The organism is Cutibacterium modestum, from assembly GCF_008326345.1.
Lineage (GTDB): Bacteria > Actinomycetota > Actinomycetes > Propionibacteriales > Propionibacteriaceae > Cutibacterium > Cutibacterium modestum.
In genome coordinates this window covers 500180-518560 of sequence record NZ_BJEN01000001.1, presented here as the reverse complement: position 1 = coordinate 518560, position 18381 = coordinate 500180, and the positions used below count along the sequence as shown (strand labels likewise).

Below are 18381 nucleotides of genomic sequence, written 5' to 3'. Positions count from 1 at the left end.
GGGGGCTGCCGCGGATCCAGACCGGTATCCTCGGGACGGTAACCAAGAAAAGTTATCCGAAATTCAAGGCCTCAACGCCGTCACAGGGACGTCCATATGATGATGACTCCGGAGCCGAGGCAGGCAATGATCGAGGCGACGCTCGTCCAATGACTGATACGTTCCCGAGTTCTCCCAGAAATTCCCGAGGAATTGGGACGCAACCGGTCAATAACGACGGGAAACCACGCCGGAACGAGGACGATCCACCAGGAAATGATGAGCGTCAGAATTCTGATGATGAGTGGCAGGTCGGCATTCCCGATGCGCTGACTCGACGAGATGAACAGCGGAATGGTGGTGAAGTTCGTAGCCATCCCAAGAGCTCCCCAGGTGAACATGCCGTGAGCTCCAGCGGACCGTGGGCCTGAGATTTTCTTACCTCGAAATTTCTGGACGCGGTGGGATCCCCATTTCTTCCATCCCAGATAACACCCGAATAAGAAGAGTAAGACGCCCAGCACACGGTCGACGGCGTGCGACGCCAGCTGACGCGAGGCGAAGCCGGTCGCAGCGTTTCCCAACAAACCAAAGCTCGTGACGCCGACCGCCCCGAGTACCAAACCGGCACCAGAGACGAAAGCCCAGCCGTGATTCTGCTTCTGGCCGTGTACTGCTGCGTTCGCGTTGAGGATCATGACGGGGCTGACAGCAGCAACGAGCACCAGGTACCAGACGCTGTCGAACAGCGCGATAAAGGAATCCATGGGCATCTCCTGGTACGGGGGCACTGGCGGTACTGGGTGAGATACGTCGACCTGCGACGAACACCTCCTACCCTCTCACGGCGATCCTGCATGTTTCGGCTATACGCCATTGTGGGGAGACAATAGGTGTCATGCCCACCTACCGTGACCAAGCCGTCGTTTTGCGCACGCACAAACTAGGTGAGGCCGACCGGATTGTCTCGATGCTGTCGCGCGAGCACGGCAAAATCCGGGCGGTGGCACGAGGGGTTCGACGCACCTCCAGCAAATTCGGTGCTCGTTTGGATCCGTTCAATCTGGTTGACCTGCAGCTTGTGCAGGGACGCAACCTCGACGTCATCAGCCAGGTCGAATGTCTGCATCCGTACTCAGCGCCGCTACGGCAGGACTACGCCCTGTTCACGGCAGCTGAGGTTATGGTTGAAGCTGCCGATCACCTGGTGCCAGTAGACCGTGAACCAGCTCCGGCTCAGTACAGACTGCTTGCGGGGGCGTTACGGGTCCTTGGTCAAGGGACGACGGATGGTCCACGGCCACCCGAGATGGTACTGGACTCTTACCTGCTGCGCTCTCTCTCAGCGGCGGGGTATGCCCCGGATCTGGTCGACTGTGTTCAGTGTAGGACGCCTGGGCCACACCCGGGTTTTTCGCCCAGCCTGGGGGGTGTGGTGTGCATCAATTGTCAGCCACCTGGGACTCCTCATCCCCATCAGGAGACGATTTCGTACCTACGGGCCTTGCTGGTGGGAGACTGGACTGCGACCCGCGACGTTGCGTGGCCGAGGGTTCGTGAGGGCTCCGGGTTGGTAGCAGTATTTGTGTCGTGGCATATGGATCGTGGTTTGCGATCAATGCCTTATCTGGAGCGTTGATTGGAGATCAGTCGCCCTTACCCGCGGTAGATGGGGCAAGTCCCGATTCGACTTTTCGGTAGGCGTGGTGCTGATTGTCGTTCGCGGGAATTGGCAGGGGCTGTTCTTGGGAATTATCAGGTTTCGCGAACTGGTTTTGCGCGTGGAATACGGGCACTAACCACCCACCAACCGTTGCGCAGACCGATAGAGATCTCGCCACGAAGCAGGGAGACGCGTTCCTTGAGCCGAGCAATACCCATTCCTGTTGATCGAACAGGTTCTATGTCCGAATCGGTGACGGGATTGGAGACGGCTACTACGACGTCATCGCCATCATCCATGACGGTGATCTTGACTGTGGCGGGCCCGTTGTGCTTAATGGCATTGGCAGTGGACTCGTCAAGGATTCGATTGACGGCATCGGAGACACTTACCGGCATCGGAGCGCATGTGACCGACGATTCGACATGCCAGCCGAGCGTCTCCAGTCGCGCGGCCATAACGGCTACCGTAGCCTCGACAGAGTCCTCGTGCGTGGGAGAGGAGATGAGCGGGAGGTCACGGTTACGCAGCACGAGAAGCAGACGCTGGAGATCGTCCAAGGCAGTTCTCGAGGTGGTTTCGATTGATTTGGAGGTCGTGACCACGTCCTCATCAGCGGTGTTGAGGCGCATGGAGCCAGCCAACATGGTGATAACAGTGAGGTCTTTGGCTACGACGTCGTGGAGCTCAGCGGCCAGCTGTTGACGCTCCTCCTCACGGGCATAAGCCGCCTGTTTCAAGGCATCAGCAACCTGCTCCTCGGCCTGTTTACGACGCCTGTCGAGCCAACGGAAGGCAGAACCGAAGGCAATGCCTACTACCGATGCAGTTAACGCCACCGCGAGTGCTGAACTCCACGCTGGGCCTTTCGGGTGAAATGCCCACTCCAACGCGAGGACGATGGTACCAACGATGACCAAGGGGCTATGGCGTTTGAGACTGCGATGACTTCCTAAAAAGGCCAGGATGGCAAGCAGAGGAATAGCCAGCGCAAACTTACCGATAATGGCGCTGCCGATGAGGGAAACAAGGAGCAAAAACTCCTGAACCTGTGGCCACTTTGAGCAAACTATAGCGGCGATGCCCAAAACATAAATCACCACAAGCCAGACGACAGTTCTTGGATGGTTATCTGATTGAATCGCAATACGCAGGTCATCAATCTCGGATAACACGAGAACAATGATCGCCACAGCGGTCGCACCGACGGTGCGAGCGGGGAGCTTCCTCTCGGTGAAGGCGTGCGTTGCAGAACCTCCACTCATCTACGCAAAACTCCTCCGCCGGGAGGAAAAGAACGATCAGTCGCACCATCTAGGGTAAGCGGCACACAATCCGTCAATGATCCCCTTAACCTGGGCCTTGGGCTGTGTCTTGACGGAGTTCTGAACAGGGCTAGAGCTAGTGGTCGCGTGGGCTGGGATAGCGATCGAGAAGGAGCTGACCGCCAAGGCAGTCACGATGCCGGTGATAATTTTCTTCATGGACACAATGTATCCCCTTGGAAGGGCTATCTACAACGGGTAAGCAAAAAATGAGTGGATGTGGCCGACACGTGCTGAGAGGAACTGTGTGATGACCGTCTGACTGCTCATCTGGCCGGCCGACCGGCTAGGCCATAAACGATTGGTCGTCTGCGGCCATGTGCCTAACCTGTCGTCATATGAACTGCTCGGACATGCGAGAATGCGAGGCAGTGTGGGCTTGACCGTATACCTTGCCTCGAAGGCGTTGTATGACTGGTTGTTGGCGCCGTGCGACTACCTAGGTGAGGAGGTCTCACCTAGGCCCGATAGCGTTCAGCGTGAGTATAAGGAGATGTGATGTCAGTTCGACTCGTGGTTGCTGACGATCATCCGATCATGAGGCAGGCCCTTGCTGGCTATTTCTCTCATGTCGAAGAGATGGAGGTCGTCGGACAAGCCACTAATGGTCGCGAAGCAGTCGAGCTTGTTGATCAGCTACTGCCCGACGTTGTCCTTATGGACCTCAAGATGCCTGAGATGAATGGTCTCACAGCTACCCGAATGATCGTCTCGCGTCATCCATCGATCCTTGTTGTTGCCCTGACGACCTTTGCTCGTCGGGATATCGTCGTTGAGGCCATTCTTGCTGGTGCTTCCGGATACCTTCTTAAAGAATCTGAGCCGGAGGCCGTCATCGCTGGAGTCCGCGCCGTCATGGCAGGTCAGGTGACAGTGTCTCCTGAGATCGCCCGTGGTGTGGTTGCTGCGTTTTCAGCTCGGCGCTCTGGCGGGGGGACCCATCAGGTTGATATGACCCGGGTGGAATTGTCCGATGCTGACGACGACGTTCTGAAACTTCTCGCCGAAGGGTTACCGAACGCTGCCATTGCAGATGAACTATGTCTCAGTGAGTCCGCAGTCAAGCAGCGTCTTGGCCATCTAGCAAAGAAACTGGGAGTGCGCAGTCGTCTTGAGGTGCTGGTGAGAGCGTGCGAGCTGGGCTTAGTTACCCCTCGGCTCCGCCGCTGATTACGACACTGGTTCCGTGCGCGCTATGGAGCACTTCGAGCAGATCCCGAACAACTCCAATTCGTGACCGGTCTCGCTGAACCCATACTCTGCGGCGATATCGCGAGCCCAATCTTCCAGGATCTTCTCCGGCCCAATTTCGACAGCCTTGCCGCACTTGCGGCACACAAGATGATGGTGGTGCGCTGAAGAACAGCGTCGATAGGTCATTTCGCCGTCTTCAGCGCGGATGGCATCAAGTTCGCCGTCCTCAGTCATTGTCTGCAAGTTCCGATAAACGGTTGCTAGACCAACCTGGTCTCCGCGCTCGCGCAACTGGTCATGGACTTGCTGGGCAGTGAGGAAGAACGACTCGTCGTCAAACAAAGCACGAATGGCAAGGCGCTGTTTGGTCGTACGCCGACGGTTCTCCACCATGATCACCTCACTGTCGGGGTCGAGCTAGGCCAAATGTACCCCAGTAACCGGCGGATATCCCAGTTGTTGTCTGTCGGCTGTCGTCGCGGTCATGTGCGGTGTGGTTACCGATAGGCTAGTGAACGGCCTCGCCGCCCAGCCCGAAGGCGGCGCTGCCCACGTGGGCGCCATCCGGGTGTCCACTCCAATGAGGACTTGGAAGAAAGGGACGGTTGTGGCCTCCACTAGCACACTCGACAATGTCATCAATCTCTGTAAACGGCGCGGATTCGTTTTCCCATGCGGGGAAATCTACGGCGGTACTCGCGCTGCGTGGGATTACGGTCCATTCGGTGTCGAGCTGAAGGAGAATATTAAAAGGCAGTGGTGGCGTTGCATGGTGACCTACCGTGATGACGTCGTTGGTTTGGATTCCTCGGTCATCTTGCCCCGTGAGGTATGGGTGGCGTCTGGCCACGTCGGTGTGTTCAACGATCCTTTGACCGAGTGCCTGTCGTGTCACAAGCGCATGCGTGCTGACCATTTGCAGGAAGGGTATGCAGCCAAGCATGGGATGGACGATCCGGACTCCGTCCCGCTAGAGGAGATCAACTGCCCTAACTGCGGCAACAAAGGGCAGTGGACTGAGCCGCGTGACTTCAACATGATGCTGAAGACCTATCTCGGTCCGGTTGAGGACGAGGCAGGTCTGCATTACTTACGGCCTGAGACTGCCCAGGGTATTTTCGTCAATTTCCAAAATGTACTCACCAGCGCGCGGAAGAAGCCGCCGTTCGGCATCGCGCAGACAGGTAAGTCGTTCCGCAACGAGATCACGCCCGGGAACTTCATCTTCCGTACCCGTGAGTTCGAGCAGATGGAGATGGAGTTCTTCGTCGAACCCGGCACCGACGAGGAGTGGCACCAGTACTGGATTGACGAGCGCACCAACTGGTACACCGACCTGGGAATCAATGCCGACAACCTTCGCCACTACGAACATCCTAAGGAAAAGCTCTCCCACTATTCCAAGCGCACCGTCGACATCGAGTACAAATTCGGTTTCGCCGGTTCGGACTGGGGCGAGCTGGAGGGTATCGCCAACCGCACCGATTTCGATCTGGGCACCCACACCAAGCACTCCGGCAAGGACCTGTCGTACTTCGACCAGGCGCAGAACAAGCGCTATCTGCCTTACGTCATTGAGCCGGCAGCCGGTCTCACTCGTTCCCTCATGGCTTTCATGGTCGATGCTTACACCGAGGACGAGGCTCCCAACGCCAAGGGTGGTGTTGACAAGCGCACCGTCCTCAAGCTGGATCCGCGTCTTGCCCCGGTGAAGGCTGCCGTCCTGCCGTTGAGCCGCAACTCCGACCTCTCGCCCAAGGCTCGGGACCTTGCCGCGCAGCTGCGTCAGTGGTGGAACGTCGACTTCGATGATGCTCAGGCTATTGGTAAGCGTTATCGTCGTCAGGACGAGATCGGCACCCCGTTCTGCGTCACTGTGGACTTCGACACCCTTGACGACAATGCCGTGACGGTGCGCGACCGCGACACCATGAGCCAGGAGCGCATCGCACTGGACAAGGTGGAGGACTACCTCGCCGAGCGGCTTCCGCGCTTCTGAGGCAACGCCTTTCAGACATGCCCGCCCTGTCTGGTCTCACACTGCTGGGGTCAGACAGGGCGGCATTATGTCCGGATTCTTGATGTTGTTCCTGAACGACGCTGTGCATATATATCTGTTGTTAATATGGATGCACAGGGTTGTATTTTTGAGGTTAATGTCGATTCCTTGCTTAAAGTGCCTATTGATTTTTGGTCGCCATTTGTAACTAAAAATCCTGTGGTTTTTGAGGAAATATATTCTTCTCGTGTTCCTTTGCTCTCTATCACAATCTTACGCCGGAAAGATCTCCCCAAGAATAGGAAAAACTCAGGTATTTTACATGTGTATGGATGCTATGGCGTGTCGCAAGACGCAGATGAAGCTTTCGAGTTCTCCCCTCTGATTGATGCTGGAGTTGTAGTTGCACTTGCTCATGTACGTGGCGGAGGCGAACTTGGCTCAGCTTGGCATAGGAGTGGACAGTTTCCTTTGAAGTTTAATGCTGTCACTGATCTTGAGGAATGCGCTCAAATCCTTGTTGATTCTGGATGGATAGATTCTCGTATGCTCGGTTCATCTTCTGGTTCGGCTGGCTCGGCTGTCGCTCTTAGTGCTGTTAATCGCGGAATTTGGCGACCCTGCGGTTGCGTATGTTGCTCTCCGTTTGTTAATATTGCGCAATCTCTCCGGAGAGATTATGATCCCGTTTCTCGCTCTGACTTTATTGAGTTCGGTAATCCTGAAGATGGCTTATACTCACGCCGCAAAATTCGTGCAATTCTGCCGACCTCTGGGGCGCACTCTATCGATTATCCTGATATTCTCGTTACTACTGGCGGGTGTGACTCGAGGATATCAAATATTGACGTTGCTTTCTGGATTTTTAAAATGACAATATTTTCCCACAGACACGTCTGGCTCCCGCATCTCTCAAATGGCGGGCATGGAACCCGTGACTTTGCATCCGCGATCTCCTTTTGGAAATACTGCTTTTCATCTGCACGTTCTTAAAACTACTTGTTCGACCCTAGCGACTTATTTTTACTTGCGCTGTATTTCTATGGCTGTATATTGGATATACTGGAGAATAATTTGGTGCTAGTATATTTTCCAAATATGAATTTTATATTGCTGCTAGACCTGTAAATTTTGGGTTGCGATGTTTTACACGTATCTATATATTCTCTGAACGATGCTTAGGGATTTTATTCTAGGGCTGTAACACAGCATGAAGTGGATGTCTGATGACGGTTTTGGATCTCGATCAGAAAAGATCTCGGCGTTCTTCGCTGGCGTTATAGGGTTGATCCGTGTACAGATGAAGTTTTCCTGTGATGCATGAATGGCTTTGTGGGTGTATCAGACCTATCGTTCCGTCCGGTGACAGTGCTATGAAGTCGGTGTGCGATTAATATAAGGACCATGATGGTAAGCGGCAGACTCGTCAAGCTAAACATCTTGCCGATCGCGGTCTGCGTCCTCTACTCATCTTCTCCTGAAGCGAGCTGCATTCCTGTCGGGGAGATAGAGGTTATGGTTGCCGGAGATGTGATCCGCTGTCAGCGCCGGTGTTACTGGCGATTTTCACTACGATGGCTGATGGCCCAGACGCTGGTGAGTTGAGCAATGAGTGCCAGCATGGCGATCACCATGAATGCAGTGAGACTGAGCGGAACAACTTCGGCCACTGCTGAGCCAGCAGACGTGCCGTTGGTCGTGGCGAACTCGGTTCCGAGCGCCGTGATACTCAAGCCGATGAGTACACCGGCGGCTAGTTGGACGATGATGGTCTCCGTACCCACGACGTTGAGCAGTCGTTGCAGGCCAACACCCAAAGAGCGGAGCACGTGGAACTCGCGATGGCGCGCCATCGATCCACTGACGGCCATCTGCACGACCGAGATGAGGCACATGAGGTAGACCGTGCCGAAAATTCCCACGTTGCTGCGATAGGAGTTAGCTTTGCGGGTGGCAATGGCCTGGTCGATCCACTGGGCTTTGGAGTATGTCGTGACATGTGTACCTGTTGATGCTGCAATGCGCTGCGCTGTGGAGGCGTCCAGACCATCGAGGTACATCGTCGTCTGCATTTTGCCGGGTTCCCTGACGAACTTACCTGTCTGTCTCCAATCGAGTATTGGAGCCTGGTAAAGCGGATCGGTGTAGGTTGCCACGACGTGTGCACTGAATCGGTGTCCTCGTGTATCGGTCATGGGAATGGTGTCGCCAACCCTGTGGCTTGCAGCGTCGGCAGCCACGTCGGAGCCATGCACCGCGGTTGCATCACCTGAGACGACATGCAATGACGTCAATGCATCAAGGCGCGGCAGATCGGCGAACATGAAGCTTTCAAACTCTCCCGTCCCCTTCGAACGATTGACGATGCCCATGCGCGCTACCTTGCCATGGTGCTCAGTCCATGCCTGAGCGGCACGATCAGTCTGGGAGATACCAGTGACCTGTGCCACGGTTTGCGACTGGACGGCTGCGCGGAAATTGGCAGCCTGGAGCTGCTCATCGGGCACATTGGCCACCATGAAGCCACCAACCATGCCTACCGCCACGATGGCCGGCGTTGCCAGGCGGGCGTAACGCAGACGATCCTTTGAGGACCGCTTCGCCGCGAGGAGCCCGGATCCCGGTGCCACGAGTCCTACGAGATGACCCACCAGCCATGCCCCGGCTGGGACGAGCAGAGGCGCCAGCGCGACTGCCGGTATCATTGCGAGGAACGGCAGAGCCAACATCCCGTAGGAGCCCAAGGCCTGTGGATTCAGCAGCGCGATTGCCACGATCCCGCCCACCCCCATGATGAGACGTAGCGTCATCGACCACCATGACATCGTCGAAACGGTGTTGTCATGAGCACCGGCAAGTTCACGATCAGGGATACGACGCAGTGCGGATCGTCCGGCGAATCCTGCCAACAGGGTCATCGTCACAAGCAGCGTGAACAGCGGTCCGGCGCTGATGCCCACATCCACCGACAGATTGGGGCCGAAGAAGTCGATTGCCTGCAACCCGCGCAAGAACACGGGAGCCAACGCAGCTCCGAGTAGGATCGCTGGTATCCCGGTGACGAATGAGACGATGAGACATTCCAAGAACACGAGCCAGCCCAGATGTCGACGACTCGCACCTGCCAGCCGCATCATTGCGAACTCACGCTGACGGTAGGACACAACTTGGGTGATTGTGGACACCAAGATGAATCCGCAGATCCCCACTGCAAGGAACGCCATGAGCCATAAGACAGATCGTGCCTGCACCATGATTGTGGGTGCCTTATCGGCGCTCACCTCTGGCATGTGGACTTGCTGGGGGTGGGAGAAGGCAGACGCCAATGACACCTCAGCCCCGCCAATGATCATGGTGAGCGCGATCATCACCATGACGCCTACATACAGATCCCGGTGACGCCGCACGAGACGAGCAGCCAGCTGCGTCGTGGCGATCATGCGTGCACCTCCATCTGCACTAGGCGGTCCGAGATCTCTCGGGAACTCAACCCCGTCGTGTCGTCGACGATGTGGCCGTCGTATAGGAAGATGACTCGCTGGGTTTGTGAAGCTACGACTGGGTCGTGAGTCACCATGACAAGGGTGGTTCCCACCTCGGGCAGTGTGACGAGATTGTCCATGACTTCGCGGCGCGACTCCGAGTCCAGCGCACCAGTCGGTTCGTCGGCAAAGAGGATGTCTCGGTGGGTCGCGATGGCTCGGACTATAGCGACGCGCTGTTGCTGACCCCCTGACATCTTGTCAGGATAGCGGTGAGCGAGCTCGGCCAACCCAACCCGTGTCAACGACTCGGTGGCCGTCGCGTCATCCATTCGGGTGCCATCGAAAAGGGCCGGGAGTTTCACATTCTCGATGGCGTCCAAGGCGTCAATGAGGTTGTACTGCTGAAAGATGAACCCCCATGCCCTGCGGCGTAGTGAGTCAAGCTTGGACGAGCTCATCTGAGCCAAGTCCTTGCCACGGTATAGAACCTGCCCCGAGCTCGGTCGAATCATGCCGGACAGGCAGTTCAACAACGTCGTCTTACCAGAGCCCGACGGTCCCATGATCGCAGTCGTCGTGGCCGGTGTGAAATCGAGATCGATACCTTTGAGGACCTCGGCTCCTGACCTGAACCGGTGATGCAGCCCGACGAGGTTGAGAACTTGGGATGTCGACGTAACGGAAGCTGTGAATTGTTCTCTCATGGGAATGCAGGGGCCTCCTGTCGATTCAAAACTGATAATTGGTTGTTCTTAACAAACCATACTGTGTAGCATGGTATACCTTTTTTGCCATAATTTGCTGCCTTACGTCATTGAGCCGGCAGCCGGTCTCACTCGTTCCCTCATGGCTTTCATGGTCGATGCTTACACCGAGGATGAGGCCCCCAATGCTAAGGCCGGAGTTGACAAGCGTACTGTGCTCAAACTGGATCCGCGCCTTTCCCCGGTTAAGGTTGCGGGGCTGCCGCTGAGTCGCAACTCTGATCTTTCACCCAAGGCTCGGGACCTTGCCGCGCAGCTGCGTCAGTGGTGGAACGTCGACTTCGATGATGCTCAGGCTATTGGTAAGCGTTATCGTCGTCAGGACGAGATCGGCACCCCGTTCTGCGTCACTGTGGACTTCGACTCCCCTGACGACAATGCCGTGACGGTTCGTGAGCGCGACACTATGGCTCAGGAACGCGTCAGCATCGACAAGGTCAAGGAATACCTCGGCGGCAAACTGCTCGGCTGCTGATTTACTAAGCCGTCTTTGCGCATAAGACGACTGTGCACAAAGACATCTATCCACACCGGGGTCAGAGCGCTCGCGACCGGCGCCCTGCCCCCGGCGTCAGTGTGCAAAACGTCATCCTTTAAGCTGTTCATGTAGCAGCGAAAGGGTGATGACTCCATGAGCGTGCCTGACCTTCGAGACCGCCGTGATCTTGAACGCAGGGGGGACGCCGTAGCGGTTCGTGCGCGTCGCGCGGTACGTCCTTCCAATGTCACATTGAAGTTGATCATGGCCGTTACGGGGACGATTTTCGCGTTATTCGTCTTCGTCCATATGGTCGGAAACTTGAAAGCTTTTATGGGCCCAGAGGATTACAACGCCTACGCCGAGTTCCTCCGCACCGTATTGTACCCGCTATTTCCCGTCGGTGGGGTTTTGTGGTGCTTCCGGATCGTTTTGCTCGTGTGCTTAGTGTTGCATGTGTGGGCCGGCCTGACGATTTGGGTGAGGGGGCGACGAGCACGCGGCAAGTTCTCCCGGCACAGCATGAAGGTTTTGGGCTGGGGGGCCCGCACAATGGTGCTGTCAGGAATCGTCATCCTGGTCTTCGTCGTGGTACACATCCTCGACCTGACGTTAGGCATGGGGGTGCAGTCGTCGTCCTTCCGAGGGCCAGTGAATAAGGGAACGCCCGAGATCCACATCACTGCATACCAGAACCTCATCGCGAGCTTGTCACGCCCGTGGATGGCGATCTTCTACACCGTCGTCATGATCATCATTGGGTTGCACATCGCCCAGGGCGTACGCAACACCATCAATGACTTCGGCGGTACCGGGCGCCGACTGCGCGCCATTTGGATGGTGATTGGCCTCCTCGTCGCACTAGCCGTCGTGGTGTGCAACGGCGCACTTCCCATGCTCATTCTTGCTGGGGTGATCTCATGAATAACTGGATCGAGGCCGTCAAGAAGCCTCTCGAGATGATTACAGGGCGTCACACGGATGATGGGCCCGAGGTAAAAGGTGCTGAGCTGACGAAACCTGAGCAGAGCCAGCCCCGACGGGCCGAGTCATCGGCGAGAAGGGCGAGCAACGGTTCGAAGGCCCGTGACACGCTCGGGCCGGCGCAGAAGAAGGCCGGCTACCGCGTCGGTGACGAACTGGATGGCAAGGCTCCCGAAGGAGACCCACTCACCGCGTGGACCCGTCGTCAAAGCGAGTACAAGCTCGTTAACCCTGCAAACCGTCGCAAGATGAACGTCATCGTGGTGGGGACCGGGCTGTCTGGTTCCGGAGTTGCCGCGACTCTCGGCCAACTCGGTTACCACGTCGACGCTTTCTGCTTCCACGATTCCCCGCGTCGGGCCCACTCGGTGGCCGCACAAGGAGGTATCAACGCAGCCCGTGCCCGAAAGGTTGACGGTGATTCGCTCAAGCGTTTCGTCAAGGACACTGTCAAGGGTGGTGACTACCGGGGCCGGGAGGCTGACGTCGTCCGGCTTGGTACTGAGTCGGTGCGGGTTATTGACCACATGTACGCCATTGGGGCTCCGTTCGCCCGAGAGTATGGCGGTCAGTTGGCTACTCGATCCTTCGGAGGTGTGCAGGTATCGCGTACCTATTACACCCGTGGCGAGACTGGCCAGCAGCTCGAAGTAGTGTGCTCCCAGGCCCTACAGGCACAGATCGACGCTGGTTCGGTGACGATGCATAACCGCACCGAGATGCTCGACCTTATTGTCGCTGACGGCAAGGCTCAGGGCATTGTCACTCGCGACCTTCTCACCGGTGAGATTAAGGCATGGACGGCCCACGTCGTCATCTTGTGCACCGGTGGATATGGATCGGTGTATCACTGGTCCACCTTGGCTAAGGGGTCCAACGCCACCGCGACGTGGCGTGCCCACCGTCAAGGTGCATACTTTGCCAGCCCCTGCTTCGTGCAGTTTCACCCGACCGCCCTGCCAGTCAGCTCGCACTGGCAGTCCAAGACGACCCTTATGAGTGAGTCGTTGCGCAACGACGGCCGGATCTGGGTACCGAAGAAAGCCGGTGATGATCGTCCAGCTAATGACATCCCGGAGGAGGAGCGCGACTACTACCTGGAGCGCAAGTACCCGGCTTTCGGAAACCTGACGCCACGCGACGTTGCCTCCCGCAACGCCAGGACCCAGATCGAGAGCGGCCACGGAGTCGGTCCGCTCAAGAATTCGGTCTACCTCGACTTCCGTGACGCCATTCAGCGTCTAGGAAAGAAGACCATTGCGGAGCGCTACGGCAACCTGTTTGATATGTACCTCGACGCCACGGGGGAAAATCCCTACGAAGTGCCGATGCGTATTGCCCCGGGAGCGCACTTCACGATGGGTGGTCTGTGGGTCGACTACGACCAGATGAGTACAATCCCGGGTCTGTTCGTCGGTGGCGAGGCGTCGAATAACTACCACGGCGCGAACCGCTTGGGGGCCAACTCATTGCTGTCAGCCAGTGTCGACGGGTGGTTCACTCTGCCTCTGACGGTACCGAACTACCTGGCAGGTTTCGTCGGAAAGCCCGTGCTGTCCTTGGACGCCCCCGAGGTCAGTGCAGCCATCGAAAGGGTACAGAAGCGCACTGACGCCTTGCTCAACTGCAGCGGAACACATCGACCGGAGTGGTTTCACCGCAAGCTCGGCGACATCCTCTACGAGGGGTGTGGGGTCTCCCGCGATGAGGCTGGGCTGCTTGATGCCCTGACGAAGGTGCGCGAATTGCGGGAGGAATTCTGGCATGATGTCAAGGTGGTCGGAACGGGGAACCGGCTCAATCAGGAACTTGAGAAGGCCGGTCGAGTCGCCGATTTCATCGAGCTCGGCGAGGTCATGATTCTTGACGCCCTGGATCGCCGGGAATCGGCCGGTGCGCACTTCCGTACCGAGTACGCCACCGAGGCCGGTGAGGCTAAACGCAATGACGATGATTGGTGTGCGGTTTCGGCGTGGGAGACGCGGCCTGATGGCACCAAGGTGCGCCATAGCGAACCGTTGTCGTTCTCGTTGATCGATCTGCAGGTGAGGGATTACCGATGAGGGTGGAACTGGACATCTGGCGTCAGGACGGCCCCGATGCCAAAGGACATTTTGAGCACCACGTTGTCGAGGACGCCGAGCCGGAGTGGAGCTTGCTGGAGTTGCTTGACCGGCTCAACGATCAGATTGTCGAGAATAACGGTGATCCGATCGTTTTCGAGTCTGACTGTCGTGAGGGGGTATGCGGGTGTTGTGGGTTTGTCGTCAATGGCAAGCCTCATGGCCCGCTTCCGAACACCCCGGCGTGCCGTCAGCATCTGAGGGCGTTCCCCAACATTACCCACTTCAAGATCGAGCCATTCCGCTCGGCAGCCTTCCCGGTCATCCGTGACTTGGCCATCGACCGCACGAGCATGGACCACCTGGTACAGGCCGGCGGAACGGTTGACGTCATGACGGGTACGGCCCCCGATGCTGACTCGGTGCCGCAGCCGCATGCCGAGGCCGAGCAAGCTCTCGACTTTGCATCATGTATTGGGTGTGGAGCGTGCGTGGCGGCGTGCCCGAACGGCGCTGCGATGCTTTTCGCTGGTGCGAAGCTTTCGCATCTGGCTATGATGCCGCAGGGGCGTCAGGAGCGTTCGAAGCGAGCGCGACGCATGATCAACGCCCTTGACGAGGAGTTCGGCCCGTGCTCCCTGTACGGTGAATGCGTTGAGGCCTGCCCAGTGAACATTCCGCTGATGGCTGTCGCCCGGGTCAACCGCGAGCGCTGGCGTGCCGGATTCCGGGGAGCGCGCAGCAAAGACAACTGAGCGTTTAGTCGCGCAGTGCTACGGGTGGGTTTGGGTTTCGGGACGCCCCGAAAACCCATCCTCAGCACATAGTCCTTGGCATGCAGTTACGCGCTCAGTCGAAGTCCAGGCCCAGGTCGAGAATCGGGGCGGAGTGGGTGATGGCGCCGACCGCGACGTAGTCGACTCCGGTTGCAGCGATCTCTGTGGCTCGGTTGAGGGTCAACCCACCGGATGCTTCGGTAATGACACCGTGCGGCCGACATAGGCCGACCGCTTCAGTCATCTGGGTATCGTCCATATTGTCGAGCAGAATGGTCTGGATCCCGGCATCGACAGCTTCGCGTACTTGGTTGACGGTGTCGCATTCAACTTCGCAGACCACGTCGGGCTGATGGGATCGAACCGCGTTGACGGCAGCTATCAGAGACCCGGCCGCGGCAATGTGGTTGTCTTTGATGAGAGCGGCGTCGGATAACCCCATACGGTGATTGATGCCGCCCCCGCAGCGCACCGCGTATTTATCGAGGTCACGCAAACCGGGGATCGTCTTGCGGGTGTCACGGATCTTCGTCTTTGTGCCGGCCAGGGCGTCGGCCCACTGCGAGGTGGCTGTCGCTATCCCGGACAGGTGGCTGACGAGGTTGAGCATGGTGCGTTCTGCGATTAGCAAGGTGCGCAGCGGGCCTGAGACGGTGGCGACGATGTCGTCGGGGGCGATACGCGTGGCGTCGTCAAGGTGGGTAGTGAACTTGACCTCAGCTCCAGTGCGGTAAGCCAGCACGTGCAGCACGGCTGCAGACACGGGGACGCCCGCCAAACACCCCGGCTGACGAGCACGGATGTCGGCTCGGCCAGCGGTGTCTCCGAAGATGGACTCTGTGGTGACGTCGGTTCCGCCGCGCAAGTCCTCGTCAAGGCAGGCGTTGACGATTCTGACGACGAGGTCGGGATCTAGACCACGGTCTGAGAGAGTGCGGATTAGTGACTCAGGAAGATGGGTCATGCGATTCTCTGTTCCAACGTCTGAGAGAGCACCGTCGGTCGACCCGCAACGAGGCGCAGGTCAGTGTGGACCTGGAAAAGTGGGTTTTGGTGCGGGTAGTCAGTGCGACGATGCGCCCCACGCGACTCGGCGCGCCACAACGCTGCCGTAGCGATGGCAGCAGCTACTGTCGCGGCATTGGTTGCGGTGAGGGCAGCATCGTCGAGATCGGCCGTAGCCCGGATCCGACACAGCTTACGAAGAGCCTGCTGTAAACCGTCAGCATTGCGGCTGATGAAGAGATCACGGTCCATGATGGTGCGAATGGTCCCCAGCGCCTCACCGGGAACCCAGCGTTGATGGTAAACGGTGCGGATGTGGTTAGGTGAGGCTACAGGGTGGGTTGGGGTGGTCGAGCAGCGTCCGCTGCGCTCCCCGGTGATAAGGGCTTCGGTCAACGAGTTCGACGCCAACCGGTTCGCACCGTGGACTCCGGTGCACGCAGTTTCGCCGACGGCCAGCAGACCGGGAACTTCGGTGCACCCGTCCATATCGGCAGCGATGCCTCCGCAGTGGTAATGCGCACCGGGAGAGACGGGGATGGGCTCGGTGCACGGGTCGATTCCGTGCTTGCGGCAACTGGCCAATATTGTGGGGAATCGGCTCTGCCACGTCACCTTGCCGAACCGGGTAGCGTCAAGCAGGACGTGGTCGGATCCCGTCGCGAGCATCGCCTCGTGCTCGGCGGCGGAGACCACGTCGCGGGGAGCAAGGTCCTCGAGCGGATGGATGCCGGTCATGATGCGACGACCGTTGACGTCAAGCAGGACCGCTCCCTCGCCGCGCACGGCCTCCGAGATGAGAGGAGAGCGTCCCCGTTGACCAGGGACGAAGAGCACGGTTGGGTGGAACTGCATTAATTCGGGATCCCGAATCGTCAGCCCGGCTCGAAGTGCCGCGGCCATGCCATCTCCGGTGCAGACCGGCGGATTGGAGGTCGCTGACCACAGCGCGCCGATGCCCCCGGTGGCCAAGATGACACACCGTGCCGGAATGGTGACGGTGTGGCCTTCGGACAGGGCGGTGACCCCGCGCACCGTGCCGCTTGAGTCGATGATGAGCTCGATGAGCCGGGTATTGGTAAGCACGGTTATTCCGGCCGCCTGTAGGCGCGAGCTGAGGCATTGGTGGACTTCGTGGCCGGACCGGTCACACGCGGCGTGGAGGACCCGTCGGGCGTGGTGGCCACCCTCAAGGTGGAGATCGGGTTCGCCGTCGGCGTTGGTGTCAAAGTGGGCGCCGAGGTCCATGAGGTGGCGCAGGGTTTGCGGCGCGTGGCGCACCAGATCATCGACATTATCGCGGTGGCAGAGACCGGCTCCCGCGGTAAGGGTGTCTTCGAGGTGGAGGGAGAAGGAATCGTTTGACCCCCAAACTGCTGCCAGGCCACCTTGGGCCAAGTCGGTGGAGGAGTCGTCGATACCCTCCCGGGTCATGATCGTTACGGCGCGTCCCGCTTTGGCAGCTGCGAGGGCACTGGATAGGCCGGCAGCACCACTGCCGACGACGAGGACGTCACACTGGTGCTCAGGCACGGGCCGGCTCCTTGACGGGGGCGGCCGATCCGCCGATGGCGATCATGCGTTCTACGGCTGTGCGGGCCTTGTTGGCGAGGGTTGGATCGACAGTGACGACCTCGCGTCCGGCCTCCAGACACCGCAGCAACTTCTCGGGGGTGATCATCTTCATGAAGGGACAGACGGCGTGCGGGTTAACTGCGGTGAACGTGGTGCCGGGGTTGGCCTGGCGAAGCTGATGCAGCATTCCTGTTTCGGTGGCGACAAGCACATGGCGGTTGCGCGTCATCCGGGCGGCATTGAGCATCCCGCCGGTGGACAACACATGGGTGCGCTCGCTGGGGAGGTCTCCATTGCTGGTGAGCCACAGGGCGCTGGTGGTGCAGCCGCACTCCGGATGGATGTAGAGGTCGGCATCGGGGTTGGTCTTCACTTGATTGCATAGTTCGGTGGGGGAAATGTCGGCGTGGACGTGGCACTCGCCCATCCAAACGTGGATGTTGTGGCGTCCGGTCATACGGCGTACGTGGGCACCGAGGAACTGGTCGGGCCCGAAGAGTATCTCCTGGTTAGCGGGCAGGGAGTTGACGACGTCGACGGCATTGGAACTGGTGCAGCAAATGTCAGACTCCGCTTTCACCTCAGCGGTGGTGTTGACGTAGGTGACGACGGCGGCGTCGGGATACTCAGTCTTCCAGGCCCGCAATTGCTCGACGGTCAGGGAGTTTGCTAAAGAGCATCCGGCTTGGGCGTCGGGGATGAGAATGGTCTTGTCGGGGCACAGCAGGGCGGCGGTCTCGGCCATGAAGTGAACCCCAGCCAGCACGATGGTGCTGGCAGAACTTTTTGCGGCTAGCCGAGCGAGGGCTAAGGAGTCGCCGACGTGGTCGGCTACGTCCTGAATCTCGGGGGCTTGGTAGTTGTGGGCGAGGATGATCGTATCTCTCTCTTTCGCGAGGCGGCGGATGCCGCTGGCCCAGGGGGTCAAAACGCTGCGGGGCGGGAGGGTGGTGGTCACAGGAACGACTCCTTTCAGATAATCGACTTGTAGTCTAGAACTAATCGTCTTATAGACGAAAACTGAATGAGCTGACGCGAATGAGAACCGTAGGCCAGTTGTGTGATGCCTGCCGATAAGCTGATGCTGTGGT

16 protein-coding genes and 1 pseudogene are annotated in these 18381 nt (G+C 58.4%); 8 read left to right on the top strand and 9 right to left on the bottom strand.

Annotated features, from left to right (window positions below; translation table 11 throughout):
• Positions 1-80: 80 nt before the first annotated feature.
• Positions 81-746 (bottom strand): hypothetical protein, encoded by a 666-nt coding sequence (locus tag F1563_RS02580; RefSeq protein ID WP_007433746.1) that lies wholly within the window; start codon positions 744-746, stop codon positions 81-83.
• A gap of 131 nt (positions 747-877) precedes the next feature.
• Here F1563_RS02580 and recO point away from each other — a divergent pair, with 131 nt between their 5' ends.
• Positions 878-1618, top strand: a complete 741-nt coding sequence (gene recO / locus F1563_RS02575) for a DNA repair protein RecO (protein ID WP_002527460.1) — start codon at positions 878-880, stop codon at positions 1616-1618.
• A gap of 116 nt (positions 1619-1734) precedes the next feature.
• On the opposite strand, the gene F1563_RS02570 is transcribed toward recO, so the two are convergent.
• Both F1563_RS02570 and F1563_RS02565 read right to left on the bottom strand, forming a co-directional pair.
• On the bottom strand, positions 1735-2907 hold the full coding sequence (locus F1563_RS02570) for a sensor histidine kinase (RefSeq protein ID WP_002527459.1): 1173 nt from the start codon (positions 2905-2907) through the stop codon (positions 1735-1737).
• A 36-nt stretch (positions 2908-2943) separates the two neighbouring features.
• A complete protein-coding gene (locus F1563_RS02565; protein ID WP_172623555.1) occupies positions 2944-3126 on the bottom strand; it encodes a hypothetical protein in 183 nt (60 codons plus the stop codon).
• Positions 3127-3465: 339 nt separating this feature from the next.
• On the opposite strand from F1563_RS02565, the gene F1563_RS02560 reads away from it, so the two are divergent.
• Complete coding sequence (locus tag F1563_RS02560) at positions 3466-4137, top strand: response regulator (RefSeq protein WP_002527456.1); 672 nt, start codon at positions 3466-3468, stop codon at positions 4135-4137.
• Here the strand turns inward: F1563_RS02560 and F1563_RS02555 are convergent, their stop codons facing one another.
• On the bottom strand, positions 4138-4554 hold the full coding sequence (locus tag F1563_RS02555; protein WP_002546781.1) for a Fur family transcriptional regulator: 417 nt from the start codon (positions 4552-4554) through the stop codon (positions 4138-4140).
• A 187-nt stretch (positions 4555-4741) separates the two neighbouring features.
• On the opposite strand from F1563_RS02555, the gene F1563_RS02550 reads away from it, so the two are divergent.
• Together F1563_RS02550 and F1563_RS02545 are read left to right on the top strand one after the other, a co-directional pair.
• On the top strand, positions 4742-6160 hold the full coding sequence (locus tag F1563_RS02550; protein WP_002527454.1) for a glycine--tRNA ligase: 1419 nt from the start codon (positions 4742-4744) through the stop codon (positions 6158-6160).
• Positions 6161-6286: 126 nt separating this feature from the next.
• Entirely contained in the window at positions 6287-7153 is an 867-nt protein-coding gene (locus tag F1563_RS02545; protein ID WP_007433751.1) for a prolyl oligopeptidase family serine peptidase, read from the top strand.
• Between the two features lie 560 nt (positions 7154-7713).
• On the opposite strand, the gene F1563_RS02540 is transcribed toward F1563_RS02545, so the two are convergent.
• Positions 7714-9600 carry an ABC transporter permease gene (locus F1563_RS02540; RefSeq protein ID WP_149302540.1) on the bottom strand — a complete coding sequence of 629 codons (1887 nt, stop codon included), beginning with the start codon at positions 9598-9600 and terminating at the stop codon, positions 7714-7716.
• On the bottom strand, positions 9597-10349 hold the full coding sequence (locus F1563_RS02535) for an ABC transporter ATP-binding protein (RefSeq protein WP_069181687.1): 753 nt from the start codon (positions 10347-10349) through the stop codon (positions 9597-9599). The genes F1563_RS02540 and F1563_RS02535 overlap by 4 nt, the downstream gene beginning before the upstream one ends.
• 97 nt (positions 10350-10446) lie before the next feature.
• Between F1563_RS02535 and F1563_RS02530 the strand changes: the two are divergent.
• From F1563_RS02530 to F1563_RS02515, 4 genes and pseudogenes are all read left to right on the top strand, one after another.
• Positions 10447-10884, top strand: a pseudogene (locus F1563_RS02530) (His/Gly/Thr/Pro-type tRNA ligase C-terminal domain-containing protein); the annotation flags it as partial.
• A 156-nt stretch (positions 10885-11040) separates the two neighbouring features.
• Entirely contained in the window at positions 11041-11811 is a 771-nt protein-coding gene (locus tag F1563_RS02525) for a succinate dehydrogenase cytochrome b subunit (protein WP_149302538.1), read from the top strand.
• Positions 11808-13934, top strand: a complete 2127-nt coding sequence (locus tag F1563_RS02520) for a fumarate reductase/succinate dehydrogenase flavoprotein subunit (RefSeq protein WP_002527448.1) — start codon at positions 11808-11810, stop codon at positions 13932-13934. Before F1563_RS02525 ends, F1563_RS02520 begins: the two co-directional genes overlap by 4 nt.
• A complete protein-coding gene (locus tag F1563_RS02515; RefSeq protein WP_002527447.1) occupies positions 13931-14689 on the top strand; it encodes a succinate dehydrogenase/fumarate reductase iron-sulfur subunit in 759 nt (252 codons plus the stop codon). The genes F1563_RS02520 and F1563_RS02515 overlap by 4 nt, the downstream gene beginning before the upstream one ends.
• Before the next feature lie 94 nt (positions 14690-14783).
• On the opposite strand, the gene nadC is transcribed toward F1563_RS02515, so the two are convergent.
• Genes nadC through nadA form a run of 3 tightly spaced genes read right to left on the bottom strand, consistent with a single transcriptional unit; the run spans position 14784 to position 18248 of the window.
• A complete protein-coding gene (gene nadC / locus F1563_RS02510) occupies positions 14784-15674 on the bottom strand; it encodes a carboxylating nicotinate-nucleotide diphosphorylase (RefSeq protein WP_002527446.1) in 891 nt (296 codons plus the stop codon).
• Entirely contained in the window at positions 15671-17248 is a 1578-nt protein-coding gene (gene nadB / locus F1563_RS02505; protein WP_002527445.1) for an L-aspartate oxidase, read from the bottom strand. Before nadB ends, nadC begins: the two co-directional genes overlap by 4 nt.
• Positions 17241-18248: a quinolinate synthase NadA gene (gene nadA / locus F1563_RS02500; protein WP_149302536.1), complete on the bottom strand. Its 1008-nt coding sequence runs from the start codon at positions 18246-18248 to the stop codon at positions 17241-17243. Before nadA ends, nadB begins: the two co-directional genes overlap by 8 nt.
• Positions 18249-18381: the final 133 nt, after the last annotated feature.